The organism is Acinetobacter sp. ANC_7634, assembly GCF_056779875.1.
Map to the genome: position 1 here is coordinate 1 of NZ_JBWYIT010000008.1, position 26,605 is coordinate 26,605.

Below are 26,605 nucleotides of genomic sequence, written 5' to 3' on the forward strand. Positions count from 1 at the left end.
TTTGTTGGCTTAAGCTCATCGATGGTTAATTCAGGTGCTACTGTGTCAACCTCGAAGCTCTCTGGCTGAGATTCACCTGTGTTACCTGCTTTATCTGTCGCTTTTGCAACTACGTCATATTCGCCATCTGCCAATTCAACTGATGGTGTATATGTCCATGTATCACCTGTAACTGTCGCTGGACCTTCTGCAACAACTTGACCGTCTTTGTCTTTAACAACGACATTTACTGTTGTTCCTGGTTCAGTTGTACCTGTGATTTCTGGTGTTGTATCGTTTGTATCCGCAATTGGATCAATCGTTACATCGGTATCAGATGGTGCAGTTGTATCAACTTTAAATGAGCCATTAGATGTCGCTTCACCAACGTTACCAGCTTTATCTTTCGCTTCAGCTTTAACTGTATATTCACCTTCTGGTAGTGCTTCAGTCGGTGTATACGACCAGTTACCTTCAGGATCTACAGTCGCATCACCTGTTGCTACAGGGTTGCCATCTTTGTCTAAGATTTCAACTTTTACTGTTGCGCCTGGTTCAGTCTTACCATTAATTTCAGGAGTTGTATCACTAGTATCTTCTAGAGGATCGATTGTAATTTCCGGATCGATTGTATCAACTTCAACCGTAGTTTTAGCAGGTTGACTTACATTTCCTACCGCATCACGAGCTGAAGCCTCGACACTATATGTACCATCTGGTAACGCTTTAGATGGCTTATATGTCCAGCTACCATCGGCTGCAACATTCACAACTGCAGATTGAACAACCTTGCCAGCCGCATCCTTGATTTCAACACGTACTTGTGTTGCACCATCTTCAGTTTTACCTTTAAAGGTAGGCGCATCAATGTTCGTAAGTGGTAACTCTTCAATCGTTACTTTAGGTGGAGTAATATCCACAGTAAAGCTTGAAGTAGCGACTTTACTATTACCAGCCGCGTCATATGCTGTTGCTTCTAGTTTATAGTCACCTTCAGCTAATGTTACAGGTGATTTAAACTGCCATTTACCGTTGGTCACTGTAGCAGGACCTTCTGCGATAATCTTACCTGAACTATCGCGAATCACTACTTTTACGCTCTCACTATCTTTAGTGGTTCCCGTAAATGTAGGAGTTTGATTTTTAGTTGTAGTCACTGGATTATTCTCCGATTCCGAAAGAGTATTTGCGATTGCAGCGATTGCAAAAGTTGATTGATTCGTTGCTGTATCCCAACCCTCAGGTTCAGGATCAGTAGGGATTGGATCGATGTCTATGTCTGGAGGAGTTAAGTCAACATTGAATTCTTGTTTTTCTTCTTCACCTTTATTTCCTGATTTATCAATAGGCGTTACGATAACTTCGTATTTACCTTCATCAAGGTTTTTCTCAGGTGTATATTCCCATTTACCATCTTTATCAACAGGAACAGTTTCTTTATCAACCACGTTCCCATCTTTATCTTTAATTTCTATTTCAACATTAGATTCTGGCTCACCTTCACCTGATAATTTAGGTGTTTCTGAGTTTGTTTCACCCTTATTTCCAATTTCATCAATAGTGATGTCTGATGGTGGGACAGTATCAAGCGTGATTGTCTTAATCGGTGATTTATCACTTTCTTGACCACTTACAGTTTGTGTGACAGAAAGCTCATAGATACCATCTTTTAAATCTTGATCAGGTGTAAAACTCCAATCACCATTAGACAATGCAACCGTCTCACCAATTAGTTCATCGCCATTATAGATTTTGATGATTGCACCAGGTTGAGCTCCAGAACCTTTGATTTCTGGACGAGCATCATTTGTTACACCACCATCAGCAACTTCACCGATATGCTCTGGCACATCATCAATGACGATTGGTGCATTTAATAATGCACTTGGCTTTGGCTGAGGCGTAGGATTAGAGTCAGAACCATTATCTGCGACTGCTGCAATTGCACCAGCTGCACCAGCACCAATTAACCAAGGGAGAATACCACCGATAAAATCATCGGAATAAAGAAGAGGTTCGATTTCTTCGATTGGGTAATACAGAATTGTTTCTGCAATTGAGCCATCTTCATTGGTAAATTTAACCCAATAAAGTTGACCACTTTCATCTTGGAATACGAGGCTGTTATCAGCAAATGAAGGATTGAAATAGTTTTCAATCACAATCACTTCACCATTACGCAAATTGATTAGAGCATTATTATTATCACGAGTGATTGAAGCTACATCATCTTTAGATACTTGAACGACAACTACAGAGTTTTCGTTAAGCCCCACTTGACTAGAGTTGACATTCTCTAATACCTGATGACTCTCTTTAGATATTACGGAGATATTAGCCATGGTAAATTCTCACTTATAAATTTTATTTTTATCGATCTTTCTACATCTAAGATACAAAAAGATAGACACTATTATCTATAAGTGAGATTTATATCACATTTTTAAGATTTTATGCGAATAGATTTTTCGTCTTTTATCAGCTTTTTGTAACCGCTCATCTACACTCAAAATATGTCTTTTATTTACACTTACTTATGAAATAAGAATTAATATTTTTACTTACTTTTAGGATATTTCAGGTCACCAAATTTCAAAGGCTTACTTATCATAATTTCTGCTATATTTAGTTTAACTACATACGGTAACTTGTTCACCTAACATTTTAATGTTAGTAAACTAGTATACTTTTCATTTTATATTGAAAATTAATACTTACTTTTTAGTAAGTTAAGAAATAAATTTTACTTTAAATATGATGTAATTTTCACATTTTAATTTTATATTTCATTGATAAAATTCTGCGTAACTGAATAAAATATTTAAACAATATCACTGTTATCTTCTGCATTGATCATGCTTAATTCATAAAAAAAAAGAGCAAGCACTATCATGCTTGCTTCAATTAAATATAATTTTTTAGAAATTTTCTGGATTTTCTAATTTTTTCACCTCTTCAGCTTTAGCGGGATGATGGACGATTGCCACACCATCATCAGAAGTCCGATCTAATATCACTTCAGGATTATAAATCGTAATAATCTCATTACCTTTACTATCTTCACCAACAATATATTTAAATCCTTTACGATTAAGCTTATTACATAATCGCTGATATAGTCCCTTTAAGCCCTCTTTTTCCTCATTAGGGTTGTAATAGAAAGCATTCATGACTGCTGGCAAACCTAAACCACATACTACGCCCGATAATAAAACAACAATAAAAGTATAACCAATCAAGATACTACTGTATTGCCTTAACTCTGGGACATTAGCAACCGCAAGAATTAGAGCCAATGAAATCCCCCCTCTTACTCCCCCCCATGATAAAATTGCTAGGCTACCGTTATAGCTTTTCTTACGAAACGATGGGAAGAATGCAAAAGCCAGAAAGTTCGCAGCAAAACGTGAAATATGTAAAATTACAAATGCGATAATACCGCCAAGTATCATGCTGGCATTAAGATCAAGAATAAACAGCTCTAAACCAATTAAAGTAAATAAAAAAGAATTAATGATACCTTCAACTGTATGCCAAAAGTGATTTACTTCTTGGATTTCACGATTTTGTAAAATTTCTTTCCATTTATTACCAACAATAAGTCCACCAATCACACATGCGATTGGTGCTGATGCATGAGCAAATAAAGCGACCAAATATGAACCACAAGCCAGTAAAGCTGTCGTTAGGATTAATGATTCCATTTCATGCTTCCCGCGAAGCAATCGTAAAATCCCCCAACCAAATACCAAACCAATAATTACAGCTACCACAATTTCATAAAGGAGTGTTTGTAGTGTCAGCAACAGACTAAAATGCTCGCCTTCAAGCACATTCAACAATGTCATAAATACAGCGATACACATTGCATCATTGAACAGTGATTCACCCTCCAATTTCACCATTAGATGATGTGGTGCACGTACAGAACTGAGTACCCCTTTGATTCCGATTGGATCTGTAGCCCCTAAAGCAGAACCGAGTAATAAAAGTACGAGTATTGGTACAGGGTTACCAATCAAATATTGAAATCCAAATAATAATCCACCAAACAATGCTGCACACAAAACCAAAGCAATAGTGGCAAGAATACTAATTGGCTTCCAATACACTTTTAGATCAGACACTTTAAATTTCAATGCCGACGATGTAAGAATGAAGCAAATAACACCATTTACGAGAAAATCATAAAAATCAATATGACGAACTGCTTCTTCAATATTTGCCAAATTAATGGTGATAAAACGATTATCCCCTAATAAATTGGCAGCCCATTGCAGAATAAAGACAAAAATTGCTGAAACAATTGGCACCCCTATCGCTTGCGGAAAACCTAGAATTCGTTTATTGAATATGGTGGTGGCAATTGAGAGGGCAAAAACCACTGTAAATACTTGGAGAAAAAAAAAGTTGCCCATTTTGCACTCTATGATATGTTTTATTTAAATGAGATCATTTAAATTTTAAATGAAAAAACTATAGCCATTTATTTATTTTATATAAAGAATGTTTACTCGCAATCCCTTTTTTTTAAAGATGTGTAGCCTTCCTAATAAATTATTCCATTAGCAGGCTACATGTATTAACTTTGCAAAAAAATCAATCGATTCTGCTTGGTAGATTTAGATTGAGGTATTGAATGTATCACATTGGTTCACATCACCTGTTTTCATGCCACGATCGAACCAATACATTCTTTGTTGGCTTGTACCGTGGGTAAAGCTATCAGGAACCACATGTCCTCTCGCCTTTTTTTGCAGATAATCATCTCCGATCTTATGCGCCGCATCCATTGCCTCTTCAACATCTCCTTGCTCCAAGAATTGAGTTCGTTGATGTGTATCTTTTGCCCACACACCAGCTAGACAATCAGCTTGCAATTCCAATCGGACTGATAATTGGTTCCCTTGAGCTTCAGTAGCTCGTTGTCTAGCTTGTTGGACTTGAGTTGAAATACCTAAAAGATTTTGAATATGATGTCCGACTTCATGCGCAATCACATAAGCTTGTGCAAAGTCACCAGCAGCATTTTGTGTAGATAATTCCGATTGATTTCGTTCACCCGATATACCCATTTGCTGACGCATATCTTTAAAAAAATCAGTATCAATATAGATTTTTTGGTCTGCAGGACAATAAAATGGCCCCATCGCTGACTGGGCTGTACCACAGCCTGAATTGACTACACCACTAAACATCACAAGTTTCGGTGCTTGGTATTGCATTCCCTGTTTTTGAAAAATGGTGGTCCATGTATCTTCAGTATCAGCAAGTACTGTACCAACAAATGCCGCTGTTTCTTGTTGCTCGGGTGTTGGGTTTTCAATCCCTATCGCTTGTTGCTGATTATTAGAAGTCACTTGTTTAGTTGCCTGATAGGCTTGTTGTGGATCAACCCCAAAAAATTTCCAAGCAACAAATGCAACAACTAAACCGAGAATACTAATTCCACCAGCTTTAGCCCCACCACCTCCACGGCGATCTTCTAAATTACTACTTACTCTCCGGCCTTTCCAACGCATAATCTCAGCCCTTTTTTAATCATATAACTTCATATAATACGTTGTTTCATCAAACTCTAAACTTTTCTAGCGTTCCATAGTTTTTGTATTCCTGAAACAACGACCAAAACAATAAGTCCTGCAATAAAACCTATGACAAAGTTTAAGAGCGTCGGTGTTAAAGCACCGATGATACTGCCGACATTTGGAATATGTTCAATATAATCGACAGAATCTTCAGTAAAGTGATGAAATAATGGAATGGTATGATTAATAATACCGCCACCAACCAAGAACATCGCGATTGTTCCTACAATGGTTAGTGTCTTCATAAGTTTAGGCGCAAAAGCAAGTAAGCCCTGACCAATTCTTTGTTTCAATGCAGACGTTTGTTTGACGAGATAAAATCCCAAATCATCAATTTTAACAATCATAGCAACCAAACCATAAACACCAATCGTCATTAAAATTGCGATGACTGACAAGACTGCAACCTTAATTCCAAAAGTAGCTGCTGCAACTGTACCCAATGAAATCACGATAATTTCAGCAGATAAAATAAAATCTGTTCGTATCGCGCCTTTGATTTTATCTTTCTCAAAAGTTGCTAGATCTACATTTAAGTTTTCGAGTTCTTTTTCGGCCTGTTCAGATGTTTTAGCTTTTTTATGGTGTAATGAGTGAATTACTTTTTCTACACCTTCATAACATAAAAATAATCCACCTAACATCAATAATGGATTTATAAGCCAAGGTGCAATCACACTAATTAATAATGCTAATGGAACCAAAATTAATTTATTAACAAATGAGCCTTTTGCAACAGACCAAACGACAGGCAATTCACGGTCGGCTTTCACACCACTAACTTGTTGAGCATTGAGTGCTAAGTCATCACCCAATACACCGGCCGTTTTTTTTGCAGCCATTTTACTCATCAGCGCAACATCATCAAGAATGGTGGCTATATCATCTAATAGCACTAATAAACTATTTGCCATTATTGTTATCCTTCTTTGTTTTTTGGAATTTTATTCTTCTATTTCAATTTATTCTGTATCAACATTATTAATACTATCTCAAATAAGGTGTTTTTTATTCGATTCTTTCGATGCTTTATGCTGACATAAAAAAAAATAATGCCGTACAATATTGCGAAATTTTAAAAATTCAGCCCTAGTGTTGATGACTTTGGTATAGAAAATGAGTAATCAAGATAATCGCCCTGTTATTTTGACAGGTGACCGTCCAACTGGACAACTTCATTTAGGCCACTTTGTCGGTTCTTTACGTTCACGAGTAGGTTTGCAAGATTCCCATCACCAACATCTATTATTGGCTGATGCACAAGCTTTTACAGACAATGCTGATAACTTCGAAAAAGTTAGACGTAATATTATTGAAGTTGCAACTGACTATCTTGCTGTTGGGATCGACCCGACAAAAACAACAATTTGCGTTCAATCAAGCTTGCCAGCTTTGAATGAGCTGACCATGCTTTATTTAAACTTTGTCACAGTTTCAAGACTAGAACGAAATCCTACGATTAAGTCTGAAATACAAATGCGTGGGTTCGAGCGTGACATCCCAGCTGGATTCTTATGCTATCCAGTTGCTCAAGCAGCTGATATCACTGCTTTTAAAGCATCGATTGTGCCCGTGGGTGAAGACCAAATTCCAATGATTGAACAAACAAATGAAATTGTTCGTCGTTTAAATCGTCAGATTGGTCAAGAGCTTTTGCCTGAATGTAAGGCACTGCTATCGAATGTAGGTCGATTACCAGGATTTGATGGTAAAGCTAAAATGTCTAAATCATTGGGCAATACAATTGTCTTAGATGCTTCTGATAAAGACATTAAAAAAGCGGTAAATGCAATGTATACAGATCCTAATCATCTTCGTATTGAAGATCCAGGTCAGGTGGAAGGTAATGTTGTATTTACTTATTTAGATGCTTTCGATCCAAATCCAGAAGAAGTAGCAGAGCTTAAAGATCACTATCGTCGTGGTGGTTTAGGTGATGGTACAGTCAAAAAACGCCTTGAAGGTGTTCTAAAAGAGTTGATCACGCCTATTCGTGAACGTCGTATGGAGCTTGCTAAGGATCCTGATTATATTATGGATATCTTAAAAACTGGTACTGACAAATGTCGTGATATTACGCAAGCAACATTAGATGAAGTTAAAGCTGGATTAGGTGTTTTTAAATTTTAATCCCTAAAAAATAAGCACACTTAAAGCCGCATCACATTGCGGCTTTTTTTATGGCTATTTATTAGCCTATTTAAAATTAACCTTCAATCAAACTTATTAACGTAATCTTACACGTTTTAACCCGACTACCAATGAGTTGCTAAATGAAATTGAATATCATTTAATTACTGTTATGAATACCCCCAAAATTCATAACATTTCTCCTTAACCGAAACTGTGTAAGCAGATTCGTTGTTCTGCGCAGTGATCACCCCAATCACTGCGTATTTTTTTATGTTGAATCCATTCAAAATGAAATCAATATTATATAATTGATAATTACGTCACTTTATTTTATTATTTTGATTAAAATTTGATAAAAATTCTAATATCTATAAGAGACTACCCATGTGGGACATGTTTATACATCCGTCGAACCTATTCTTCAGTATTAGTATCTGCTTGATGTTTTTTATAGGCATTCTTGAAGTCTTTCTATTAATAACAGGTCTCAGTAGTCAAGGATTTTTAGAGCAATTTCTACCTAGTTCATTAGATTCTTCTCCTGAAATGATCGTTGACCATCAATCTAGTATTTGGATTCAATTTTTAGATTGGCTTTATCTTGGACGTATTCCTGTATTAATTTGGCTGATCATCTTTCTCACGACCTTTTCAATTGTTGGCTTCTTAGCCCAATCTATCATCCATCATGTATTTGGATCATTTTTAACAGTCTGGCTCATTACTTCACTGGTTCTTGTGGTCTGTATGCCATTCGTACGTCTATTCTCAAGATGGATAGCACAGATCATCCCTAAAGATGAAACCACAGCAATTCATAGCGACGATCTAATTGGACTTCGAGCAGAAATCATTTTAGGCACTGCTCGACTGCACTATCCTGCGCAAGCAAAACTCAAAGATCGCTTTGGTCAAACACATTACATTTTAGTCGAACCTGAAGCTGACGAAATATTCGTACAAGGTCAGCAAGTCTTACTTACACAACGTAGTCTCAAAGGCTTTCAAGCAATTTCACAATAAATCAACTTAGAGAAAAAAATGTTTAGTTCAAATTTTTATCAAATTATTATAATTGCAGGACTTATTCTCATTGCGCTGGTTGTAATCGGAACCATTATTGCAAGACTATATAAACGCTCTAGCAAGGAAGTTTCATTTGTCAGAACTGGTTTTGGTGGGGAAAAAGTTATATTAGGGGGCGGTGCAATTGTACTCCCTGTTTTACATGAAGTCATTCCTGTCAATATGAATACCCTTCGCTTAGAAGTTAAACGTGCAGCTGATCAAGCCTTGATTACGCGTGATCGAATGCGTGTAGATGTGATGGCTGAGTTCTATGTTCGTGTTAAGCCAACAGCTGAATCGATTGCTACCGCGGCACAAACTTTGGGTCAAAAAACCATGTCACCAAATGAATTAAAAGATTTGGTTGAAGGTAAATTTGTAGATTCCCTGCGTGCAGTAGCAGCAGAAATGGCTATGGAAGAGTTACATGAAAAACGTGTCGACTTCGTTCAGAAAGTTCAACAAGTTGTTTCAGAAGATCTGTTCAAAAATGGTTTAGAACTCGAAACTGTATCTTTAACAGGTCTTGATCAGACCAGCTTTAAATTTTTTAATCCACAAAATGCATTTGATGCAGAAGGTTTAACAAAATTAACAGAAACTATTGAAGATCGTCGAAAAAAACGTAACGATATTGAACAAGATGCTGACTTAGCCATTAAAGCGAAAAATTTAGAGGCTGAACAAGCACGCCTTCAAATCCTGCGTGAAGAAGAATACGCAAAGATGCAACAAGAGCGTGAAATTTCGATTCGAAAAGCTGAACAACTTGCTGAAATTGCAACACAAGAAGCTGCCAAAAAGCGTGAGGCAGAAGAAGCCCAAATCGCTGCAGAACGTGAAATTGAATTAAAACGTATTTCAGCTGCACGTGATGTCGAAAATCAAAATATTCAAAAAGCACAAATTATTGAACAAGCGCAAGTAGAACAAAAGAAAACCATTGAACTTGCGGAACAAGATCGCGCAATCGCGATTGCCGAGAAATCTCGTGCTGAATCTGAAGCCAAAGCACTTGCTGACCAAGCTCGTGCGCAAGCAGTGAAAGCTGAGGAAGAAGTTGTGACTGTTCGTGAAACACAGCGAGCTGAGCGTATTAAAGCGGTTGAACTTGTTGCTGCAAAACAGGCTGCAGAAACTGATGCTATTTCAATTACTGTGGCTGCCGAGGCATCAAAACAAGCTGCTGTAGATGAGGCTGAAGCTGTTCGTACTGCGGCTGAAGCAGAAGCTGAAAAAGTCCGCTTGAAAGCTAAAGGTGAAGCTGATGCTAAAATTCTTTTGGCTCAAGCTTTAGAAAAACAATACCAAGTCGATGCTGAAGGGACACGCGCAGTCAATGAAGCAAATAATATTTTGTCAAGTGAACAAGTTGAGATGCAAATTCGTTTGGCACTTTTGAAGTATTTGCCTGAAATCATCCGTGAAAGTGTTAAACCAATGGAAAATATTGATGATATCAAGATATTACAAGTGAATGGTCTTGGTGGCATTACTGGCGCCACAACTTCAGCTGATCAAGCAGATCAATCACAATCCGTTGCACTTTCAGATCAAGTGGTGAATAGCGCACTTAGATATCGTTCGCAAGCACCTCTTATTGACAGCTTAATGAGTGAACTTGGTATTCAGGGTGGGGACATCAACGGTCTAACACAAAACCTAAAACCTAACTCCAATTAATAATAAAAGCCCTGATTTTCAGGGCTTTTATTCGCTTTACTGCTAGCTATTGCTGTTCTTATTATTTTTAAGATAACAAATATTATTTTAGGATTGATCAGTTTTCCTTATCCGACGATCTCATGCATTTTTCTTTTACTCCTGCTTTAGCAATTGATGCAGTCACCTTATGACATTATGTATCTTTATTCTAGGCGCAATTTTTGCTGGATTTATTCAAGGACTCACAGGTTTTGCCTTCGCTCTTATTGCGATGTCTTTTTGGGTATGGATTCTACCGCCTCAGATCACCGCCCCCTTGGTCGTTTGTGCATCACTATGGTGTCATATCATTTCAATGTATAAAGAACCAACAACCTTTATAAAGCCTTCTATCGTTTGGGTCTATATTATCGCTGGCTTAATTGGAGTACCTTTGGGTACTTTTTTGCTTCATTATATCAATGCAGACACGTTCAAATTACTACTTGGGATATTTTTATTAATTTGGTGCCCACTCATGTTCTTTAATCCGCAACTACATTGTTTAAAAGATACCAGACTCAGGATGGACGGCTTGATTGGTTTTTTGGGTGGAATTTTAGGTGGGCTCGGTGGATTCTGTGGTGCAATTCCCTCGGCTTGGGTGATGCTTAAACAACTTCCTAAACATGAGCAACGCAACATTCTTCGACATTTTAATTTTGCCATCCAACTGTTTACTTTGATCATCTATTTATTTAACCAGACCATTAACGTGAATCACTTGTCTTATTTGTGGATTTTGATCTTTGCAGTTAGCCTACCTACGATCATTGGTGCAAAAATTTTTTATCAAATATCTGAGCAAAAATTTAAATCGATTGTCTTAACTTTATTGTTTTTTTCAGGCTTTATTTTAACCCTAAACGCAATTTTCTTGTATTAAAAAAGGCAGATTGTTCTGCCTTCTCCATATATTAACTGTTGTGTGAATATCGTTGGTCAACACTAAATTTTTCGGGGAATTTAGCTGAAATCTTTGAATAAAATTCCATAATTTCTGCCATATCCACTTCTATATCTCCAGTAGGATAAATAATTTTACCTACACCGCATTTTTTTTGACTGTAATCCATATATGCTAAAGCGATTGGGACATTCGCTGTAATTGCTACATGGTAAAAACCCGTTTTCCATTTTTCTTGTTTTGACCTTGTTCCCTCTGGCGTCACCAACATGACCAATTTTGGATGATCTTTAAAAAGATCTGCCATTAATTGCACCATGCTTGGTCTTTCCTCTCCCTCTTTCTTCGGTCGGCGATTAATTCCGATCCCTCCCATAGCCCGGACAAAAGGACCAAATGGAAACTTCATATAGCTGTCTTTAATTGTAATTCTGACATTTACACCTAAAGCTTTGAGCGCTAATCGCGCGTATAAAGCATCCCAGTTACTGGTGTGTGGTGCAGCAATCATGACACATTGGTCTAAATCTAAGGGCCAATGGTTATCAATTTCCCAACCTAATGCATTTAAACTCTGTTCAGCAAATTTTTCAAACATATAAATATACAAATGTAAATTTTCGGGATTGTAACAGCTTTGGCATTACTTTTATTCAAAATATGTATTAGGTTTTACTACCGCTGTTTTTCTATCTATACATCAATTAAATTGGCTCATGTATTTAGTTAAATAATTTCATTAACAATAAAAAAACCCTGCTTACGCAGGGTTTTTTTGAATTAGTTCAATGCTTATGCAGAGAATTGGTTCATTGTATTTTTCGCATCGTCACCCGCTTTAAGCGCGTTGTCGCCAGCGAAGATTTCTTTATGGTCATCACCGATGTCTGAACCAGCCATTGCTTGATGTTTAACACAAGCGATACCACCACGGATTTCTTTACGTTGTACACCAGCAACATAAGCCAACATACCTTCAGAACCGAAGTAACCTTCTGCAAGCTCATGTGTAGAAAGCGCAGCAGTGTGGTAAGTCGGAAGTGTAATCAAGTGATGGAATACACCTGCTTCACGAGAAGCATCAGCTTGGAACGTACGGATCTTCGCATCAGCATCAGCAGCTAATTCAGTATTGTCATACTCAGCGCTCATTAACTTAGCACGGTCGTAAGCAGATACGTCTTTACCTTCAGCAACCCAACGGTCGTAAGCTTGTTGACGGAAGTTTAACGTCCAGTTGAATGATGGTGAGTTGTTATAAACAAGTTTTGCATTTGGCACAATTTCACGTACACGGTTCACCATGTGAGCGATTTCTTCAACGTTTGGCGTTGCAGTTTCGATCCAAAGAAGGTCAGCCCCGTTCTGTAAACTTGTTACACAGTCAAGTACAACACGGTCAATTTGAGTACCTTCACGGAATTGATATAGACCAGAAGCTAAACGCTTAGGACGGTGTAATTTACCATCACGTTTGATTAGGATTTCGTCTTCTTGCGCTTCTGAAATATCAATTTCAGTAGTGTCTAAGTAGCTGATGTATTGAGAAGCGATATCGCCTGGCTCTTTAACCACTGGGATTTTTTGAGTCAAGTCAGCGCCTTCAGAGTCAGTACGTGCAACGATGATACCGTCGTCAAGACCCATTTCTAAGAATGCATAGCGAAGTGCATGGATTTTCGCAATGAAGTCTTCGTGTGGAACAGTTACTTTACCTGCTTGGTGACCACATTGTTTCGCGTCAGAAACTTGGTTTTCGATTTGAAGTGCACATGCACCCGCTTCGATCATTTTCTTCGCAAGTAAGTAAGTTGCTTCTTCGTTACCGAAACCAGCATCGATGTCGGCAATAATTGGCACAACGTGAGTTTGGAAGTTGTCGATTTGTGAAGTGATTTCAGCAGCTTTAGCAGTATCACCCGCTTCTTGCGCTTTTTTAAGTGCACGGAATAAGTCGTTTAATTCTTTTGCGTCTGCTTGACGTAAGAATGTGTAGATTTCTTCGATCAATGCAGGAACTGAAGTTTTTTCGTGCATAGATTGGTCAGGAAGTGGACCAAACTCAGAACGAAGTGCAGCAACCATCCAACCAGAAAGGTAGATGTAACGGCGTTCAGTAGTGCCGAAGTATTTTTTGTTCGCAATCATTTTTTGTTGTGCGATGAAACCATGCCAGCAACCCAAAGATTGAGTATATTTGCTAGAATCAGCATCATAAGCAGCCATATCACGACGCATAATCGCAGCTGTGTATTTCGCAATATCTAAACCAGTTTTGAAACGGTTTTGAAGTTGCATACGTGCAGCATCTTCAGGACTGATGTCTGCCCAAGTGTTGCCGAATTTTGCTTTTAATTCGCGGATTGCATCAATCGCTGTTTGGTATGTAGTCATGATATTTTACCCTGTATATAATTTTAGGATTTATCAATCGAAGGACTAAATCCACTCGGTATTAATTGTTCAGATTTAGAGCGCTTCGTTGCTATAGACTTAGCTTAGATTGACTCTAGAAATTAATCCAATATTTTCGTTTAATTCTCAGTATTTATTTAAAAAATATGTAGATTAAAGTCGTAATATAAATGAAATACCATTCAATAAACTATTGATTTTAATAAAATTTATAAAATAAATATTTGTACACTTTTAACACAATTTGAGTGATTCTTATTCATTAGACTTAAGTATCAAGCTCACAATTACGTTTAATTTTTCTTCAAACATCTTTATATTTTAACCTTCAATTGACTTTTCTGACAGAGCATCGTTATTAAACTGTTAGTTTTAAATGAATATTTTTTAAACTGTGAACCATATTGATGGAATTACCAATAAAGCATTTAAATTGAGATAAACCTAAAGACAATTTAGAACATAGCATGGTAATTTCAAAAACAACTAAAGCCCTATTTCTTAAATAAATGTATAGGGTCTGTCTTATGACAAAAAAAACGTAAATTTGATGAATATATGTTAAATTCTGCTGAAAAAATCAGCATAAAAACACACAAACCTAAGCGCTTATGGCATAATTCCCCACGATTTCAAAAATTTATTTTCGGTATTTTTTTTATGAATCTTGAGCGGGTTGATCTCAATCTCTTAATTTACTTAGATGTTCTTTTGCGAGAGAAGAATGTTACACGTGCAGCAGAACAATTGGGTGTTACTCAGCCTGCAATGAGTAATATTTTACGTCGTCTTCGTAACTTATTTAATGATCCGCTTTTAATTCGCTCTTCTGAAGGAATGACTCCTACAGAAAGGGCTTTAGAACTACAGCCTCGTATTCGTGATGCTCTTTCTGATCTATCTATGATCTTAGAACCACGAACAGAATTTAGACCTTATACGTCAAATCGTGTTTTCCGCATCATGACTTCAGATTATGCTGAAGCTACACTTGTGCCTCGCTTAGTTAAGGCTCTGCGTTCAGAAGCACCAAATGTTGTTTTAGATTTTCTAACACCGAGTGATGTATCTTATCGTGATATGGAACAAGGTAAAGTTGATCTTGCCATCAACCGTTTCAACGAAATACCACAAAGTTTTCATCAGGTTCTGGTGTGGCGTGACAGCTTTTCTTGCTTACTGAATAATAAGCATCCTGCCGTAAATAATTTGAATCTTAAAAGTTATCTAGATGCGCAACATATCTGGGTTTCTAAAACTGGGATGGGTGTAGGATTTGGTGTTAACCCAGAGAAACAAGCCGGTTTAGGTTGGATTGATCAAGCTTTAGAGCGTATTGGTCAAAAACGCAAAATTTCGGTATTTACACGTCATTATCAAATGCCAGGTTTATTAGCGTCTAATGTCGATCTCATTGCGACATTACCGACGAAAATCGCTCGCCTACAAGCTAAAAGTCAAAACTTGATGCTCAAAGACCCTCCATTTTACATTCCTGAATTTGAACTCAAAATGGCGTGGTGCCCTCTATTACATCATCATCCTGCTCATCGTTGGTTACGTCAGTTGATTTTATATGTTGCTCGTCAAATGACTGAGGAAGAAAATCGTGAATTTCTTTCAAATAACAATACCCACTTCTCACAATTTTGATTGAGTAGAGCTGATTTAAATCAATACTTTAAAATTTTTTACTCAATAACTATGATATTGAGGTAGTGTAAAAATTCACTACCTCTATGTTTTTTGTGATAAAACTTTCCTCATAAATAATTTAAAAACAAAGGTGTTCGTGTGAGCCTCTTTCAGAATTTCGTGATCATTATGATTTTGATTGCTGGAGCTGGATTCTTATCATTAAGTGAAATCGCACTTGCAGGATCACGTAAAGTGAAACTGAAAATTTTGGCTGAGTCTGGTGATGATCGTGCACAAAAAGTGCTTACGCTTCAAGAGAATTCAGCTGATTTCTTTGCTGCCTCTCAAATCGGCTTAAATGCTATTGCAATTTTGGGGGGGATTTTAGGTGAAGCTGCATTTAGACCTTATTTTGTGATTTTGGTCGATCGTTTCTATGATGGTCCTTGGTCACAATCAATTGGTTTTGCATTGTCATTTACTTTAGTGACATCACTGTTTATTTTATTTGCTGATCTTATGCCTAAACGATTGGCAATGATTGCACCTGAAAAAATCGCTGTCTCTTTAATTAATCCTATTCAGGTATTCATTACTGTTTGTCGTCCATTAGCTTGGTTTATCAATGCAATTGCCAACCTATTATTCCGTTTATTCAAAGTAAATACTACTCGTGATGATAATATCACCTTTGATGATATTTCTGCGGTAATGGATGCAGGGGCACAAGCAGGTGTCTTACAAAAACAAGAACATCACTTTATTGAAAATGTATTTGAGCTTGAAGAGCGAAATGTTCCTTCGAGTATGACTACACGTGAAAACGTGGTTTTCTTTACCATCAATGAATCAGAAGAAAGTATTCGTCAAAAACTGGCTGAATTTCCCTATTCAAAATATTTAGTCTGCAATGAAAATATTGATCAAGTGATTGGCTATGTTGATGCTAAAGATATCTTGATTCGTATTTTAAATAATCAAAAATTTAATCAGTTGAATGAATCCACTATCCGTAATGTATTAACGATTCCAGATACACTTACACTATCAGAATTACTTGATCGCTTCAGATCTAGTAAAGAAAAGTTTGCCGTAGTCATCAATGAATATGCCTTGGTGGTTGGTGTTATTACCCTATCTGATATTATGATTACCGTGATGGGTGACTGGGTTACGCCAACGGATGAAGATCTTCAAATTATCAAGCGGGATGATCATTCTTGGCTGATTGAAGGCAGTACACCTATTGAAGATGTCAAGCATGCATTAGAAATTGATGAAATGCCTGATGATGAAAACTATGAAACTTTAGCTGGGTTTATGATGTTTAAACTTCGTAAGATTCCACGTCCTGCTGATAGTGTAGTATTTAATGGTTATAAATTTGAGGTGGTCGATGTTGACCATTTTAAAATTGACCAACTACTCGTGACCAGATTACTTGATGAAAAAGCAGAATTAGAATCAACTGTTGAATAAGACACTATCCACCACTCAGGTGGATTTTTTATTCAGTTTATCTAATTAAACTTGAGATTTTTCGCCTTCAAAAATTATTAAAATTAGAATTTATACTCAATTTTTATTACAACTATCACACTTAAAAATCATTTTTAATGTCTCCAATCACAAAATATAAATCTTAAACTTATGAATTTTAACTACTATTTTTTATAAAAATTATGGTTATTTTAATATTTTCTAAACAATATTTAGTTTAATCATAAATTTCTCTAAGATGGTCGGCGTTTTCGAAGATAACAAATACTGTAATAGAAACAATATTGATTAAAACGCTAATCTAAGGATAGATCCATGTTGACCTTGCTTGGTTTGGGCATGATTTTGTGCTTTATGTACCTCATTATGTCTAGACGTATGACTCCCCTCGTCGCACTCACGCTTATTCCCGTTCTTTTTGCGCTAATTGCATATGGATTAGGTTTTTTTGTAGATAGTTTGAACCATATTCAACTTAATGAACTTGGTGAAATGATGTTAGATGGTGTTAAAAAGTTAGCACCTACCGGCGTCATGTTGCTATTTGCTATCTTGTATTTTGCCATCATGATTGATACGGGTTTATTCGATCCATCAGTGAAATTTATTCTCAGATTGGTAAAAGGTGATCCCCTCAAAGTAGTATTAGGTACGATTACCTTAACATTGATCGTGTCTTTAGATGGTGATGGCTCTACCACTTATATGATTTGTGTTGCTGCCATGTTACCGCTTTACAAGCGATTAGGCATGAGCCCTTTAATTATGGCCTGTCTCATGATGTTAGCCAGTGGAATCATGAATTTAACGCCATGGGGTGGACCTACTGCACGTGCGGCAAGTGCACTCCATGTAGATCCTAGCGATGTGTTTGTTCCTATGATTTTACCGATGCTGTTCGCCATTGCTTGGTTGTACTTTTTAGGAACCATGTATGGCCGAATGGAGCGAAAAAGATTAGGCATCATGGAATTGGATATTAGCCATGGCGACAATATTCAAATTTCATCAAACCCAGAGGCAAATCGAGCGCATTTGAGATGGTTTAATGGATTATTAACTCTTGCACTGATGGCCAGCCTAGTCATGGGTATTTTGCCTATGCCTATTTTATTTATGATTGCATTGTGTATTGCTTTAGTCGTGAACTATCGTGATATTGATATGCAAAAAAGCTTAGTCGCTCATCATGCTGGTAGTGCTTTAAATGTCGTTGGTATTATTTTTGCCGCTGGTATTTTTACAGGTTTACTCACTGGCACGGGTATGGTCGATGCCATGTCAAAAGAGTTAGTAGCGATTATTCCAGATAGTATGGGTCCATATTTGGCACCAATCACAGCCGTTTTAAGCATGCCTTTAACGTTCTTTATGTCAAATGATGCTTTTTACTATGGTGTTCTGCCCATCTTATCTGAAGCTGCAGCACATTATGGCATCTCTCCTGTGGAAATGGCTCGTGCATCGATTGTTGGTCAACCCGTTCATCTGCTCTCACCCTTAGTTCCATCTACCTTTTTACTCTGCGGGCTTGCTGGGATTGAGTTTGGTCAACACCAAAAATTTACCATTAAATGGGCGATTATTACGTGCTTAGTGATGCTTGCAAGTGGATTAATATTTGGGATGTTCCCATTCTATTCTGCTATTTAATCGTATCTCGAGTTTCGGAGTGATTTTTTGATCACTCCAATCTCTTATTTATAAAGACTTATTGAGCTTGAGTCTCATTCCAAATATTCAAGTTCCCCATGTTAGATAGAAGTTGATACCTCACCACTAAAAACTCTGTCAACAAGGTGGAATAATTCATTTTTGCTTCACTCAACACATTCTGAGCATTAAGCACTTCGAGTAAATTTCCTACACCCGCTTTATAACGTCCTTGGGCGACTTCATAGGCTTCTGAAGCACTTTGATTCAATATCGTTAGCGCCTTAATATTGTCATGGATTGCATTTAGCTCATTATAGCTTTTCCAGATTTCAGCATTAATTTCAAGCTTCAATCTTTCTTGCTCTAATTGCTTTAATTTTAAGTTTTCTTGAGCAACGACAATTTGATTTTTTCGATTATAACCATCAAACAATGGGAAATTGACTTGCACACCTGCTTGTAGAGATTGGCGATCACTTCCATAACTGTCACTCGTTTGTTTTTGATGATCATAAATGCCGTTAAAACTTACAGATGGATATCTAGACCGCTGTATTTCCTTAATTTTATTTTCAGCTGCGAGTGAATCATACTGTGCAGCTTTAAACTTTGGATGCATTTTTTCAGCATCCTGAATGAGGATTTCAATCGGTTTAAGATCTAGCTCTTTTGGAATTTTTAATTGATTATTAATTTTGAAATTTTGGTATGCAGGCACACCCATTAATGATGCTAAAAGTCCTTTTGCTATTTTTAAATCACCTAAAAATTTAGTTTGATCTGACTTTGCTTTCGCCAAATTTGCGGACATTTGTAATGCATCTGATTTGATGCCAACACCCGCACGATATCGAGCATTTGCAATTTCATAGTTTTTTTCTGCAAGTACAACCAACTCATTAATATTATTTAACTTTAACTCAGCCTGAATAATTTGATAATAAGTCGAAATCGTTTTGATGATCATATTTTGCAAAGCAACATCATGCTGTGCCAAAGACATCGCTAATAATTTTTCGGCTTCTTCTGCTTGATAAAATCGACTACCAAAATCATAAAGTAGCCAATTGGCTCTTATTCCAAGTCCGTAACGGCGTAGGTCAGTGTCATAACTCAAAACAGGACGATCTTTTACTTGATTATCATCACGTGACCAATCGTAATTCAAGGTGCTATTCACTTGAGGATAATAATTTGCTTTGGAGATTTTAAGCTGAGCAGCTTGAATACGCGTTTGTACCCAAGCACTTTTAGTCTCAGGATTACGACAAACTGCACGTTCAATGGCATCAATCAGTTCTATTTGCTGTTCATTCTTGAGATTATTTTGAGATAAACAATGTTGAGGTTGACTTAACATTTTCTGATTTTGAAGATCAAGTGACACACTTTGATTGAGTTGTTGTTCTATTTGCTTACGTTTTGTCTCATTCTCACGGGCTTTACGCTGAGCCGTGAGCTCATCAAACCATAAAGTCTCGCGCTGTTTTTTTAGATTTGGAGTCAGTTTTGACAACCAACTCTCTGCATAAGCCAACGAACTATGTCCGAATAGAGACCCTGCAACAACAATGAAAGCGATGTATGTAATTTTCATTTAGGTTGCAAATCCTTGGTCAACATATCACGGACAATCACGCCATCTTGTAAAGCGATAATCCGCTCAGCAGATGAAATCGTTTCTGGACGATGTGCAATAATCAATTTGGTAATATTCAAATGCTTGAGATTTGCATTGACCTCTTGTTCTTTTAATACGTCTAAACTACTGGTCGCCTCATCCATAAATAAAATCTTTGGTTTTTTATAGATAGCACGAGCCAATAAAATTCTTTGTTTTTGTCCTCCTGACAACATATTACCAATATCCCCCACTAAGGTTTGATATCCCATTGGCATACGGCTAATGTCATCATGAATTGCAGCATAGGCTGCACATTGTTGTACCCATTGCATATCTGGATTTGAATCAAAAAAGCAAATGTTTTCTGCGATTGAACCAGCAAATAGAATGTCATCTTGTAACACTGTCGCGACTTGATCTCGCACAGCGTTTAATCCTAATTGTTCAAAGTCACGCCCCATGATTTTGACTTCACCTTCATTCTGTTTAAATACGCCTAACAGAACATGTAGCAGTGTGGTCTTACCGCAACCTGTTGCCCCGACAATGGCGACAGATTGATTTTGGGGAATCTTAAAACTAATCCCCTTGAGTACATAAGGATCATTTTCTGAATATTTAAAGTGCAGATTTTCGACTTCAATTGCATTCTCAACCTGATCTACATTTGTGATTTCAGCATCACCGTATAATTTTTCTTGTTCTGTTAACACAATATCGGATAAACGCTCTACATCAATTTGAAGCATTTTAACTTCGATAAACTTATCGATTAGTCCTGCAACCCGACTATCAAATTGGCCTTTATACGCCATAAATGCCATCAGCACACCAACTGTAAAATTACCCTCCAATACCAATGTGGCACCTAACCAAATAATTAGAATGTTCTGAATCCCAAATAAGACTCCATTCGCCAATGAGAATCCTAAACCTAACTTTTGGGTCGTTAATCCAGCATTGACTTGATTGACCATAAGGTTTAACCAAGTCGAACGGCGAACATCTTGTCGCTGGAACAGTTTTATGGTTTTAGCTCCACGCACAGTTTCCATAAAATGGCTGCTTTGCTTCGCTGCATGAATAATTTGCGCTTCAGTCGCTCGCTTCAAAGGTGCATACCAAATCCATCGGATTAAGGCGTATAAGCCCATGGTAAAAATTGCAATCCAAGCTAACTTCGGACTGTATACAAACATTAAAATCAACGTAAATACTGTCATTAATCCATCAAGAATCGCAGCTAAGAACGTTGTGGTGAGCGTGGTTTGAATGTTACCAATTGATCCAAATCGCGAAACAATGTCACCGAGTGATCGTCTTTCAAAATAAGAGACAGGAACATTAATCATGTGATTAAAGACGTTGGCTTGCCACTGCACACTTAAATGTGTGCTCATATACATCATGATCCAAGAACGAAGTAGCCCGATAAACTGCTGAAGCAACATCAACATGCCAAACCCAATAGCCAGTATCGTTAAGAGATCCCGATCTGCAGATACGATCACATGGTCGATCACCCATTGCATAAAAAATGGGCTAATTAATGAAAAAACTTCTAAGGCTAAGGCCAAGATTAAAATTTGCCCGAGAGATTTCCATAAACCACGAACATGACCGATTAGACCTTTAAGCTGAATCTGATTTTTATCTTCTTTTTTTTCAAATTCAGTATCTGGCCAAAGCTCTAATGCAACACCCGTAAAATGTTCAGACACCTCATTGAGTGTCAGTACACGTTTACCAAATGCTGGATCTAAAATCGTGACTTTATTGGCACTGACTTCTTGCAATACCACAAAGTGGTTGAAATCCCAATGTAAAATACACGGGGTTTTAAGCTGATCCAAATCTTCTAAATCCAGCTTTAATGGGCGTGTAACCATTTTCAACTGATTACTAATTTTGATCAGCTGATTGAGATTTGAACCCTTTTGAGAAACTGAAAAACGACGTCTTAACGTTAATAAATCAGACTCATAGCCATAATAATGCGCAATCATCGCAATACAGGCTAATCCACATTCTGTCGCTTCCGTCTGTAAAATGGTTGGAATTTTCCGTCCAAATCCAAGAGAAATTTTGTCTAATATCTGCATGTTATTTCTTCTTATATCTTGCCAGTGATGCTATATAACGGTTCGAGTACCCATTCATATAGTTTTCTTTTTTCTTGCATGATATCTGCATCAAAGGCCATGCCCACTTTAAGAGGCTTACTTTCACCATAGGCTTTTACAAACTGTTGTTTTAATTTGACTTTGACTAAATACACAGGTTCACTTTGGTTAAGTGTTACACCCTGACTTAACTCGCCTAAATTGGTCAGTTCTTGTGGGTTCATCGTCGTCGCTGAGATTGAATGAATCACACCTTCACCTTGACCAAATTTTTGGTAAGGATAGGCTTGAAAACGAAGTTTTACGGTTTGACCAGTCCTTATAAATCCAATTGCTGAACTGGGTACAAAAAGATGTGCTTCTAAATAAGAAGGCGTCGGAACAATATTCATAACAGGAATATTAGGAGAAATAAACTGACCAACCTCTGCATTAATCGATGCTATTTTTCCTGTCGCATTGGCTTGTAATAGCAAACTATCCCGCGCTTTATTTTCTAAAAATTCTTGCTGATTCGAAGCTAATTGACGATCGACCGAAGTCAGCTCACTTTCCAACTTCGATGCTAGTCCTTGCTGAGCCAATAATTTATTTTCTAATTCAGCTTGTTTAGTATTTTTTTCTCGCTCATAGCTCTGTAAAGCAACTTTTAGGCTGATATAGTTATCTTGCTTCAGTTGATATTCTTCAATCGAAATATATTCTTTATCTTTTAAATCTCGATAACGATGTGCATTTTCTTGTGCAAGTGCTAGACGTTGGCGTTGCTCGGCAATTAAGCCATCTAATTTTATTAAATCTAAACGTATAGATTGAATTTCTGCATTTAATTGTTGAACACTATTTAAATGTAAGTCTTTTAGTTTATTTTTTTCAGTATCTAAACTTTGTTTTTTTAACTCAATTTGTTGTTGTACAGACTCATTATAGTTACCTGTACTATTATAACGCGTCATTTTTAATGCAATTAATGGTGTCCCTTTCTCCACTAACTGACCTTCTTTGACGAATTTTTCACTAACTGTGCCGCCTTCGGCACTATAAACTCGGATTAAACCCGTATTAGGAATCAATAATCCTTTAACACTCGTCCTCTTCGTATAGCTTCCAAAAAAAATAAAACTCACTAATAAAACAGTAAAAATGGCGACAACAATCGTGAGTACCGTAAATGAAAATGGTCGAATCAAAATGACTTCACCAATCCACTTTGACTTTTGTGCATCAATCGCTTTGTCTCTAAACAGCTTATTTGTCATATATATTTGTAATTAATTTTTCAAGTACGGGTTTTTATATTGAATTTTCATCAAGTTGACTGCATTTCAACAGCGTGCTTAAAAGAGACAAACATAAACCAAAAGTTTTCAATAAAATAGTCATGATCTGTGTTGTCTCCTGTTCTATCCCACACTTCGCTCAGCTAAATCTGCTTTGAATAAACTCAGTTGGATACTGATTTCAATAGATTAAAAACGAAGCGTTCATCTTGTTTTATTTCAAAACTCGATTGACTAAAGGTGCTGTGAACAAAGCATGAGGATCATATTGCTTTAAAATATGACTACTCGACTGAATAGTTAAATGATTAGATTGACCCTGAGCATGGACGCGTGGAATTTCGTAATCGATATAAGTTGAACTATCCCAAGCTTTTTGATTGGTATAGCCCCACCCTTTAGACCATTCTGGTCGCATCAAAGAATCACCTTGATAACGTTGTGACATCCACTCCTCAACTTCTGTGTAAAATTGCGCTGAGAATGGCGTACCTGGCAAGGTTAAAATATCAAACCAAACGGCACAGTCCCATTCGGGATGATCAGGACAAGGTTTAATGGCTGATAATGCTGCTGTTTGAGCGCCGTGAACAATTGAATCTTCTGGATGATCCAAGCCCGTAACTCGAATTTCAACAGGTCCATTCATTGGGAAACGACCCATTTTTTGATATTGCTTCATCTTAATGCCGTAATAATCACAAAAATCAGCAATAACCCGTTGAACGTTTGCACGACTGGTAATGACAGCATAGCCATTTGCAGTAACACGCAAAGTTGTTGGTTTGACATACAGTAAAACGTTTTTTGACGTTCCCCATAAATCATAAGTTTGAGTAGAAGCCAAACCACCAGTCAAAATCGTCGTGATTCCAGATAATGGCGTACCATTTAAACCTAGTTTAGAGATTTCATACTGAGTAAAACCGAAGGTTGGCGTGAGATAAGTACTTTTATTGACGATGATTTTATGAATTAAATCTGTAATAGGTTTGATTAAATTATCTGAGAACCAATAATTGAATGGTTTGACTGTCTGTCGAGCAGTCAAAGGACGATACGGAGTAACAGTCCAAACTTTTAACCAAGGATAATCGGTGAATGGAAACCAAATTGCTTCTGCACGACCAGATTTATCCAGGAAATGTGAGAAGGTACGTCCAGCATGCTTATCTTGAGCAAATAGCTCATTGATATGAATGTCGGTATAGCTTTCACAACGAATATATTGATTTTTTGACGTTTGTAATTGTGCAGATAAAATAAATGCACGACCTATATGGACTAAAAATGCACGAATTTCAGGATCATTTCGCAGGAAGGTTTTTGCAACGTATCGACCTTCTCGTTGGTCGAAAACAGCAGCAGTGATCGATACCACTAAATTACTGATCGAACCATAAGTTTGACCTTCTTGTTTTATTTCCCCTACGGCAGGTACACCTGTGCCATGACCGTCGATGGCCAACACACCACCCAAAGTTAAATCTCCAGGTGCTGGCACTGCCACAAATCCACGATTACGGTATTCCATTGCGGTTAACAATGCTTCCATTTGAATGCCTGCTTCGGCAGTCACAATACCGTTTGCATCAATACTGACTTTGTTGATATGCGTTGGCATATCAATCAATAAAATTTTAGTAATCTTGTCTTGATCATCCAACAATAAAGGTGACCAATTATGTGACATCCCTTTGGCTCTGACTTTATAACCATTTTGATAAGCCCAATTAATCGCTTTTAAAACTTGTTCTTGATTACTGGGTGATGCTGTCCATGCATTTTCATAACGAGATTCCCCAGACCAATTTTCATATTCCTGTTTAAAAATTGAGATTTCAGTTGGGAAATTTACCAATCTTTCTTGTAAAGGAAAAAACCAAGCTTCTGCCTTTTGTGTTGGGAACCATGCTGAAACAGCACCAACAGCAGCTAAGCTACCCATTGTTTTTAGAAAGTTTCTTTTATCGTGATCTATTTGTTCTGATGAGTTTTGCATTGTTATAGCCACCAAAAGTTTTAGCTTTATTATTTCTGTTACTGAAAGCAGACCAGTACTCATGACCAGTCTGCCTTTAACACTTTATTTAAAACTTATGAGAGCCAAGCACGAACGCCATTCAAAGTCGGAAGAAGTTTATATTGACCTTCTGCCTTTTCTTTTTCGTAATGGTTTGGAGTTTCATCTACATCGCCACCAAGTGCACGACCTAGACCAATTAATGTTTTTGATGCCACTAAACCAGTAGTATCAGCAGCTTGGTGTACTAGCCCTAAACCTACTGCACTAAATACAACACCAACTGATGAAATCAGTTTTGAATTAAGTGTTTGATTGAATAAGTTCACACCGTGGATGATTGAGTCACCAATCAATGTTCCAGCACCAGATACTTCATTGATTTCTTCTTGCTTTAATTCAACTAAGCTCATGATTAAAACCTCGTTATAAAGAATTTATGTTAAATACACCTAACTTTTGTTAAGCATTTTTTTAATATACAGGATGAAATATGTAGTATTAATGACAAACAACTAACGTTTTTTAATTATTTTGTGATTTATTTAACATTATTTATGATAATCTAGTCGACTATTTTTATCGAAAATAACTGTTCAATTTCAAATGATAGATACATCATTGGCCCGTTCATCACCATTGATAGAATATTTAGGAGCATTACAGACATGGCAATAAAAAACTAAATTTTAAGGTCTATTTTAGAAGGTCTTAATATTTACTAATCCAAAATACACCATGATCATCATGAGCAATAGCACTTGAAAAGTCAGCACCAAGACAAAGCAAAACTGAATACAAAGCAATAAGTATGGTTGTATAACTGTCATAGGGGGTCATAGTATCTGCAGCAATTCCGATAAAGAATCCTAATACAGCGGGCAGATTAAAAAAGTATCCCAGTGCAATGTCCGAGTAGAACAACACCATGGTTGATGGTAAAAGAAAAAACCGATTTAAGTCTGTT

19 protein-coding genes are annotated in these 26,605 nt (G+C 37.0%); 7 read left to right on the top strand and 12 right to left on the bottom strand.

Annotated elements, in window-relative coordinates; all coding sequences use genetic code 11:
* The 4 genes from AC1M9A_RS09280 to AC1M9A_RS09295 form a co-directional block, all read right to left on the bottom strand.
* A partial coding sequence (locus tag AC1M9A_RS09280; RefSeq protein WP_481610085.1) for an Ig-like domain-containing protein occupies positions 1-2,321 on the bottom strand: 2,321 nt, incomplete at its 3' end.
* A gap of 576 nt (positions 2,322-2,897) precedes the next feature.
* Positions 2,898-4,397, bottom strand: a complete 1,500-nt coding sequence (locus tag AC1M9A_RS09285) for a cation:proton antiporter (RefSeq protein ID WP_481588075.1) — start codon at positions 4,395-4,397, stop codon at positions 2,898-2,900.
* Positions 4,398-4,601: 204 nt separating this feature from the next.
* A complete protein-coding gene (gene ypfJ / locus AC1M9A_RS09290; protein ID WP_481610086.1) occupies positions 4,602-5,501 on the bottom strand; it encodes a KPN_02809 family neutral zinc metallopeptidase in 900 nt (299 codons plus the stop codon).
* A gap of 56 nt (positions 5,502-5,557) precedes the next feature.
* Positions 5,558-6,481 (bottom strand): DUF808 domain-containing protein, encoded by a 924-nt coding sequence (locus AC1M9A_RS09295; protein ID WP_481595076.1) that lies wholly within the window; start codon positions 6,479-6,481, stop codon positions 5,558-5,560.
* 202 nt (positions 6,482-6,683) lie between these two features.
* Here AC1M9A_RS09295 and trpS point away from each other — a divergent pair, with 202 nt between their 5' ends.
* The 4 genes from trpS to AC1M9A_RS09315 all read left to right on the top strand — a co-directional run bounded on the left by trpS (position 6,684) and on the right by AC1M9A_RS09315 (position 11,358).
* Complete coding sequence (gene trpS, locus AC1M9A_RS09300) at positions 6,684-7,697, top strand: tryptophan--tRNA ligase (protein ID WP_092767023.1); 1,014 nt, start codon at positions 6,684-6,686, stop codon at positions 7,695-7,697.
* A gap of 387 nt (positions 7,698-8,084) precedes the next feature.
* The gene (locus AC1M9A_RS09305) at positions 8,085-8,723 is read left to right on the top strand and encodes a YqiJ family protein (protein ID WP_481588073.1); all 639 of its coding nucleotides are present in this window, start codon (positions 8,085-8,087) and stop codon (positions 8,721-8,723) included.
* A gap of 18 nt (positions 8,724-8,741) precedes the next feature.
* On the top strand, positions 8,742-10,451 hold the full coding sequence (locus AC1M9A_RS09310; protein ID WP_481588072.1) for a flotillin family protein: 1,710 nt from the start codon (positions 8,742-8,744) through the stop codon (positions 10,449-10,451).
* 169 nt (positions 10,452-10,620) lie between these two features.
* Positions 10,621-11,358 carry a sulfite exporter TauE/SafE family protein gene (locus AC1M9A_RS09315; RefSeq protein WP_481610087.1) on the top strand — a complete coding sequence of 246 codons (738 nt, stop codon included), beginning with the start codon at positions 10,621-10,623 and terminating at the stop codon, positions 11,356-11,358.
* 31 nt (positions 11,359-11,389) lie between these two features.
* Here the strand turns inward: AC1M9A_RS09315 and AC1M9A_RS09320 are convergent, their stop codons facing one another.
* Both AC1M9A_RS09320 and AC1M9A_RS09325 read right to left on the bottom strand, forming a co-directional pair.
* Complete coding sequence (locus tag AC1M9A_RS09320) at positions 11,390-11,977, bottom strand: 1-acyl-sn-glycerol-3-phosphate acyltransferase (protein WP_180028109.1); 588 nt, start codon at positions 11,975-11,977, stop codon at positions 11,390-11,392.
* 194 nt (positions 11,978-12,171) lie between these two features.
* Positions 12,172-13,773, bottom strand: a complete 1,602-nt coding sequence (locus AC1M9A_RS09325) for an isocitrate lyase (protein WP_481610088.1) — start codon at positions 13,771-13,773, stop codon at positions 12,172-12,174.
* A 681-nt stretch (positions 13,774-14,454) separates the two neighbouring features.
* On the opposite strand from AC1M9A_RS09325, the gene AC1M9A_RS09330 reads away from it, so the two are divergent.
* The 3 genes from AC1M9A_RS09330 to AC1M9A_RS09340 all read left to right on the top strand — a co-directional run bounded on the left by AC1M9A_RS09330 (position 14,455) and on the right by AC1M9A_RS09340 (position 18,585).
* A complete protein-coding gene (locus AC1M9A_RS09330) occupies positions 14,455-15,447 on the top strand; it encodes a LysR family transcriptional regulator (RefSeq protein WP_035268043.1) in 993 nt (330 codons plus the stop codon).
* Positions 15,448-15,588: 141 nt separating this feature from the next.
* Positions 15,589-16,911, top strand: coding sequence for a polyamine export protein PaeA (paeA, locus tag AC1M9A_RS09335; RefSeq protein ID WP_035267989.1), 1,323 nt, complete (start codon positions 15,589-15,591; stop codon positions 16,909-16,911).
* 336 nt (positions 16,912-17,247) lie between these two features.
* The gene (locus AC1M9A_RS09340) at positions 17,248-18,585 is read left to right on the top strand and encodes a CitMHS family transporter (protein WP_035267991.1); all 1,338 of its coding nucleotides are present in this window, start codon (positions 17,248-17,250) and stop codon (positions 18,583-18,585) included.
* Between the two features lie 58 nt (positions 18,586-18,643).
* On the opposite strand, the gene AC1M9A_RS09345 is transcribed toward AC1M9A_RS09340, so the two are convergent.
* From AC1M9A_RS09345 to AC1M9A_RS09370, 6 genes are all read right to left on the bottom strand, one after another.
* On the bottom strand, positions 18,644-20,185 hold the full coding sequence (locus tag AC1M9A_RS09345; protein ID WP_481609032.1) for a TolC family protein: 1,542 nt from the start codon (positions 20,183-20,185) through the stop codon (positions 18,644-18,646).
* A complete protein-coding gene (locus AC1M9A_RS09350; protein WP_481607706.1) occupies positions 20,182-22,314 on the bottom strand; it encodes a peptidase domain-containing ABC transporter in 2,133 nt (710 codons plus the stop codon). The genes AC1M9A_RS09345 and AC1M9A_RS09350 overlap by 4 nt, the downstream gene beginning before the upstream one ends.
* An 11-nt stretch (positions 22,315-22,325) precedes the next feature.
* Positions 22,326-23,594 carry an HlyD family secretion protein gene (locus AC1M9A_RS09355; RefSeq protein ID WP_481609030.1) on the bottom strand — a complete coding sequence of 423 codons (1,269 nt, stop codon included), beginning with the start codon at positions 23,592-23,594 and terminating at the stop codon, positions 22,326-22,328.
* A 235-nt stretch (positions 23,595-23,829) separates the two neighbouring features.
* Entirely contained in the window at positions 23,830-25,617 is a 1,788-nt protein-coding gene (locus AC1M9A_RS09360) for a cholesterol oxidase substrate-binding domain-containing protein (RefSeq protein WP_481609029.1), read from the bottom strand.
* A gap of 95 nt (positions 25,618-25,712) precedes the next feature.
* Positions 25,713-26,051, bottom strand: coding sequence for a hypothetical protein (locus AC1M9A_RS09365; RefSeq protein WP_481591651.1), 339 nt, complete (start codon positions 26,049-26,051; stop codon positions 25,713-25,715).
* Between the two features lie 298 nt (positions 26,052-26,349).
* The gene (locus AC1M9A_RS09370) at positions 26,350-26,568 is read right to left on the bottom strand and encodes a hypothetical protein (RefSeq protein WP_481596292.1); all 219 of its coding nucleotides are present in this window, start codon (positions 26,566-26,568) and stop codon (positions 26,350-26,352) included.
* Positions 26,569-26,605 lie beyond the last annotated feature (37 nt).

What these genes read in the sequence shown, in the direction of transcription:
- AC1M9A_RS09285 (WP_481588075.1), bottom strand. Translation starts at nt 4,397, where the DNA reads ATGGGCAACTTTTTTTTTCTCCAAGTATTTACAGTGGTTTTTGCCCTC.
- ypfJ (WP_481610086.1), bottom strand. Translation starts at nt 5,501, where the DNA reads ATGCGTTGGAAAGGCCGGAGAGTAAGTAGTAATTTAGAAGATCGCCGT.
- AC1M9A_RS09295 (WP_481595076.1), bottom strand. Translation starts at nt 6,481, where the DNA reads ATGGCAAATAGTTTATTAGTGCTATTAGATGATATAGCCACCATTCTT.
- trpS (WP_092767023.1), top strand. Translation starts at nt 6,684, where the DNA reads ATGAGTAATCAAGATAATCGCCCTGTTATTTTGACAGGTGACCGTCCA.
- AC1M9A_RS09305 (WP_481588073.1), top strand. Translation starts at nt 8,085, where the DNA reads ATGTGGGACATGTTTATACATCCGTCGAACCTATTCTTCAGTATTAGT.
- AC1M9A_RS09310 (WP_481588072.1), top strand. Translation starts at nt 8,742, where the DNA reads ATGTTTAGTTCAAATTTTTATCAAATTATTATAATTGCAGGACTTATT.
- AC1M9A_RS09315 (WP_481610087.1), top strand. Translation starts at nt 10,621, where the DNA reads ATGACATTATGTATCTTTATTCTAGGCGCAATTTTTGCTGGATTTATT.
- AC1M9A_RS09320 (WP_180028109.1), bottom strand. Translation starts at nt 11,977, where the DNA reads ATGTTTGAAAAATTTGCTGAACAGAGTTTAAATGCATTAGGTTGGGAA.
- AC1M9A_RS09325 (WP_481610088.1), bottom strand. Translation starts at nt 13,773, where the DNA reads ATGACTACATACCAAACAGCGATTGATGCAATCCGCGAATTAAAAGCA.
- AC1M9A_RS09330 (WP_035268043.1), top strand. Translation starts at nt 14,455, where the DNA reads ATGAATCTTGAGCGGGTTGATCTCAATCTCTTAATTTACTTAGATGTT.
- AC1M9A_RS09340 (WP_035267991.1), top strand. Translation starts at nt 17,248, where the DNA reads ATGTTGACCTTGCTTGGTTTGGGCATGATTTTGTGCTTTATGTACCTC.
- AC1M9A_RS09345 (WP_481609032.1), bottom strand. Translation starts at nt 20,185, where the DNA reads ATGAAAATTACATACATCGCTTTCATTGTTGTTGCAGGGTCTCTATTC.
- AC1M9A_RS09350 (WP_481607706.1), bottom strand. Translation starts at nt 22,314, where the DNA reads ATGCAGATATTAGACAAAATTTCTCTTGGATTTGGACGGAAAATTCCA.
- AC1M9A_RS09355 (WP_481609030.1), bottom strand. Translation starts at nt 23,594, where the DNA reads ATGACAAATAAGCTGTTTAGAGACAAAGCGATTGATGCACAAAAGTCA.
- AC1M9A_RS09360 (WP_481609029.1), bottom strand. Translation starts at nt 25,617, where the DNA reads ATGCAAAACTCATCAGAACAAATAGATCACGATAAAAGAAACTTTCTA.
- AC1M9A_RS09365 (WP_481591651.1), bottom strand. Translation starts at nt 26,051, where the DNA reads ATGAGCTTAGTTGAATTAAAGCAAGAAGAAATCAATGAAGTATCTGGT.
- AC1M9A_RS09370 (WP_481596292.1), bottom strand. Translation starts at nt 26,568, where the DNA reads ATGGTGTTGTTCTACTCGGACATTGCACTGGGATACTTTTTTAATCTG.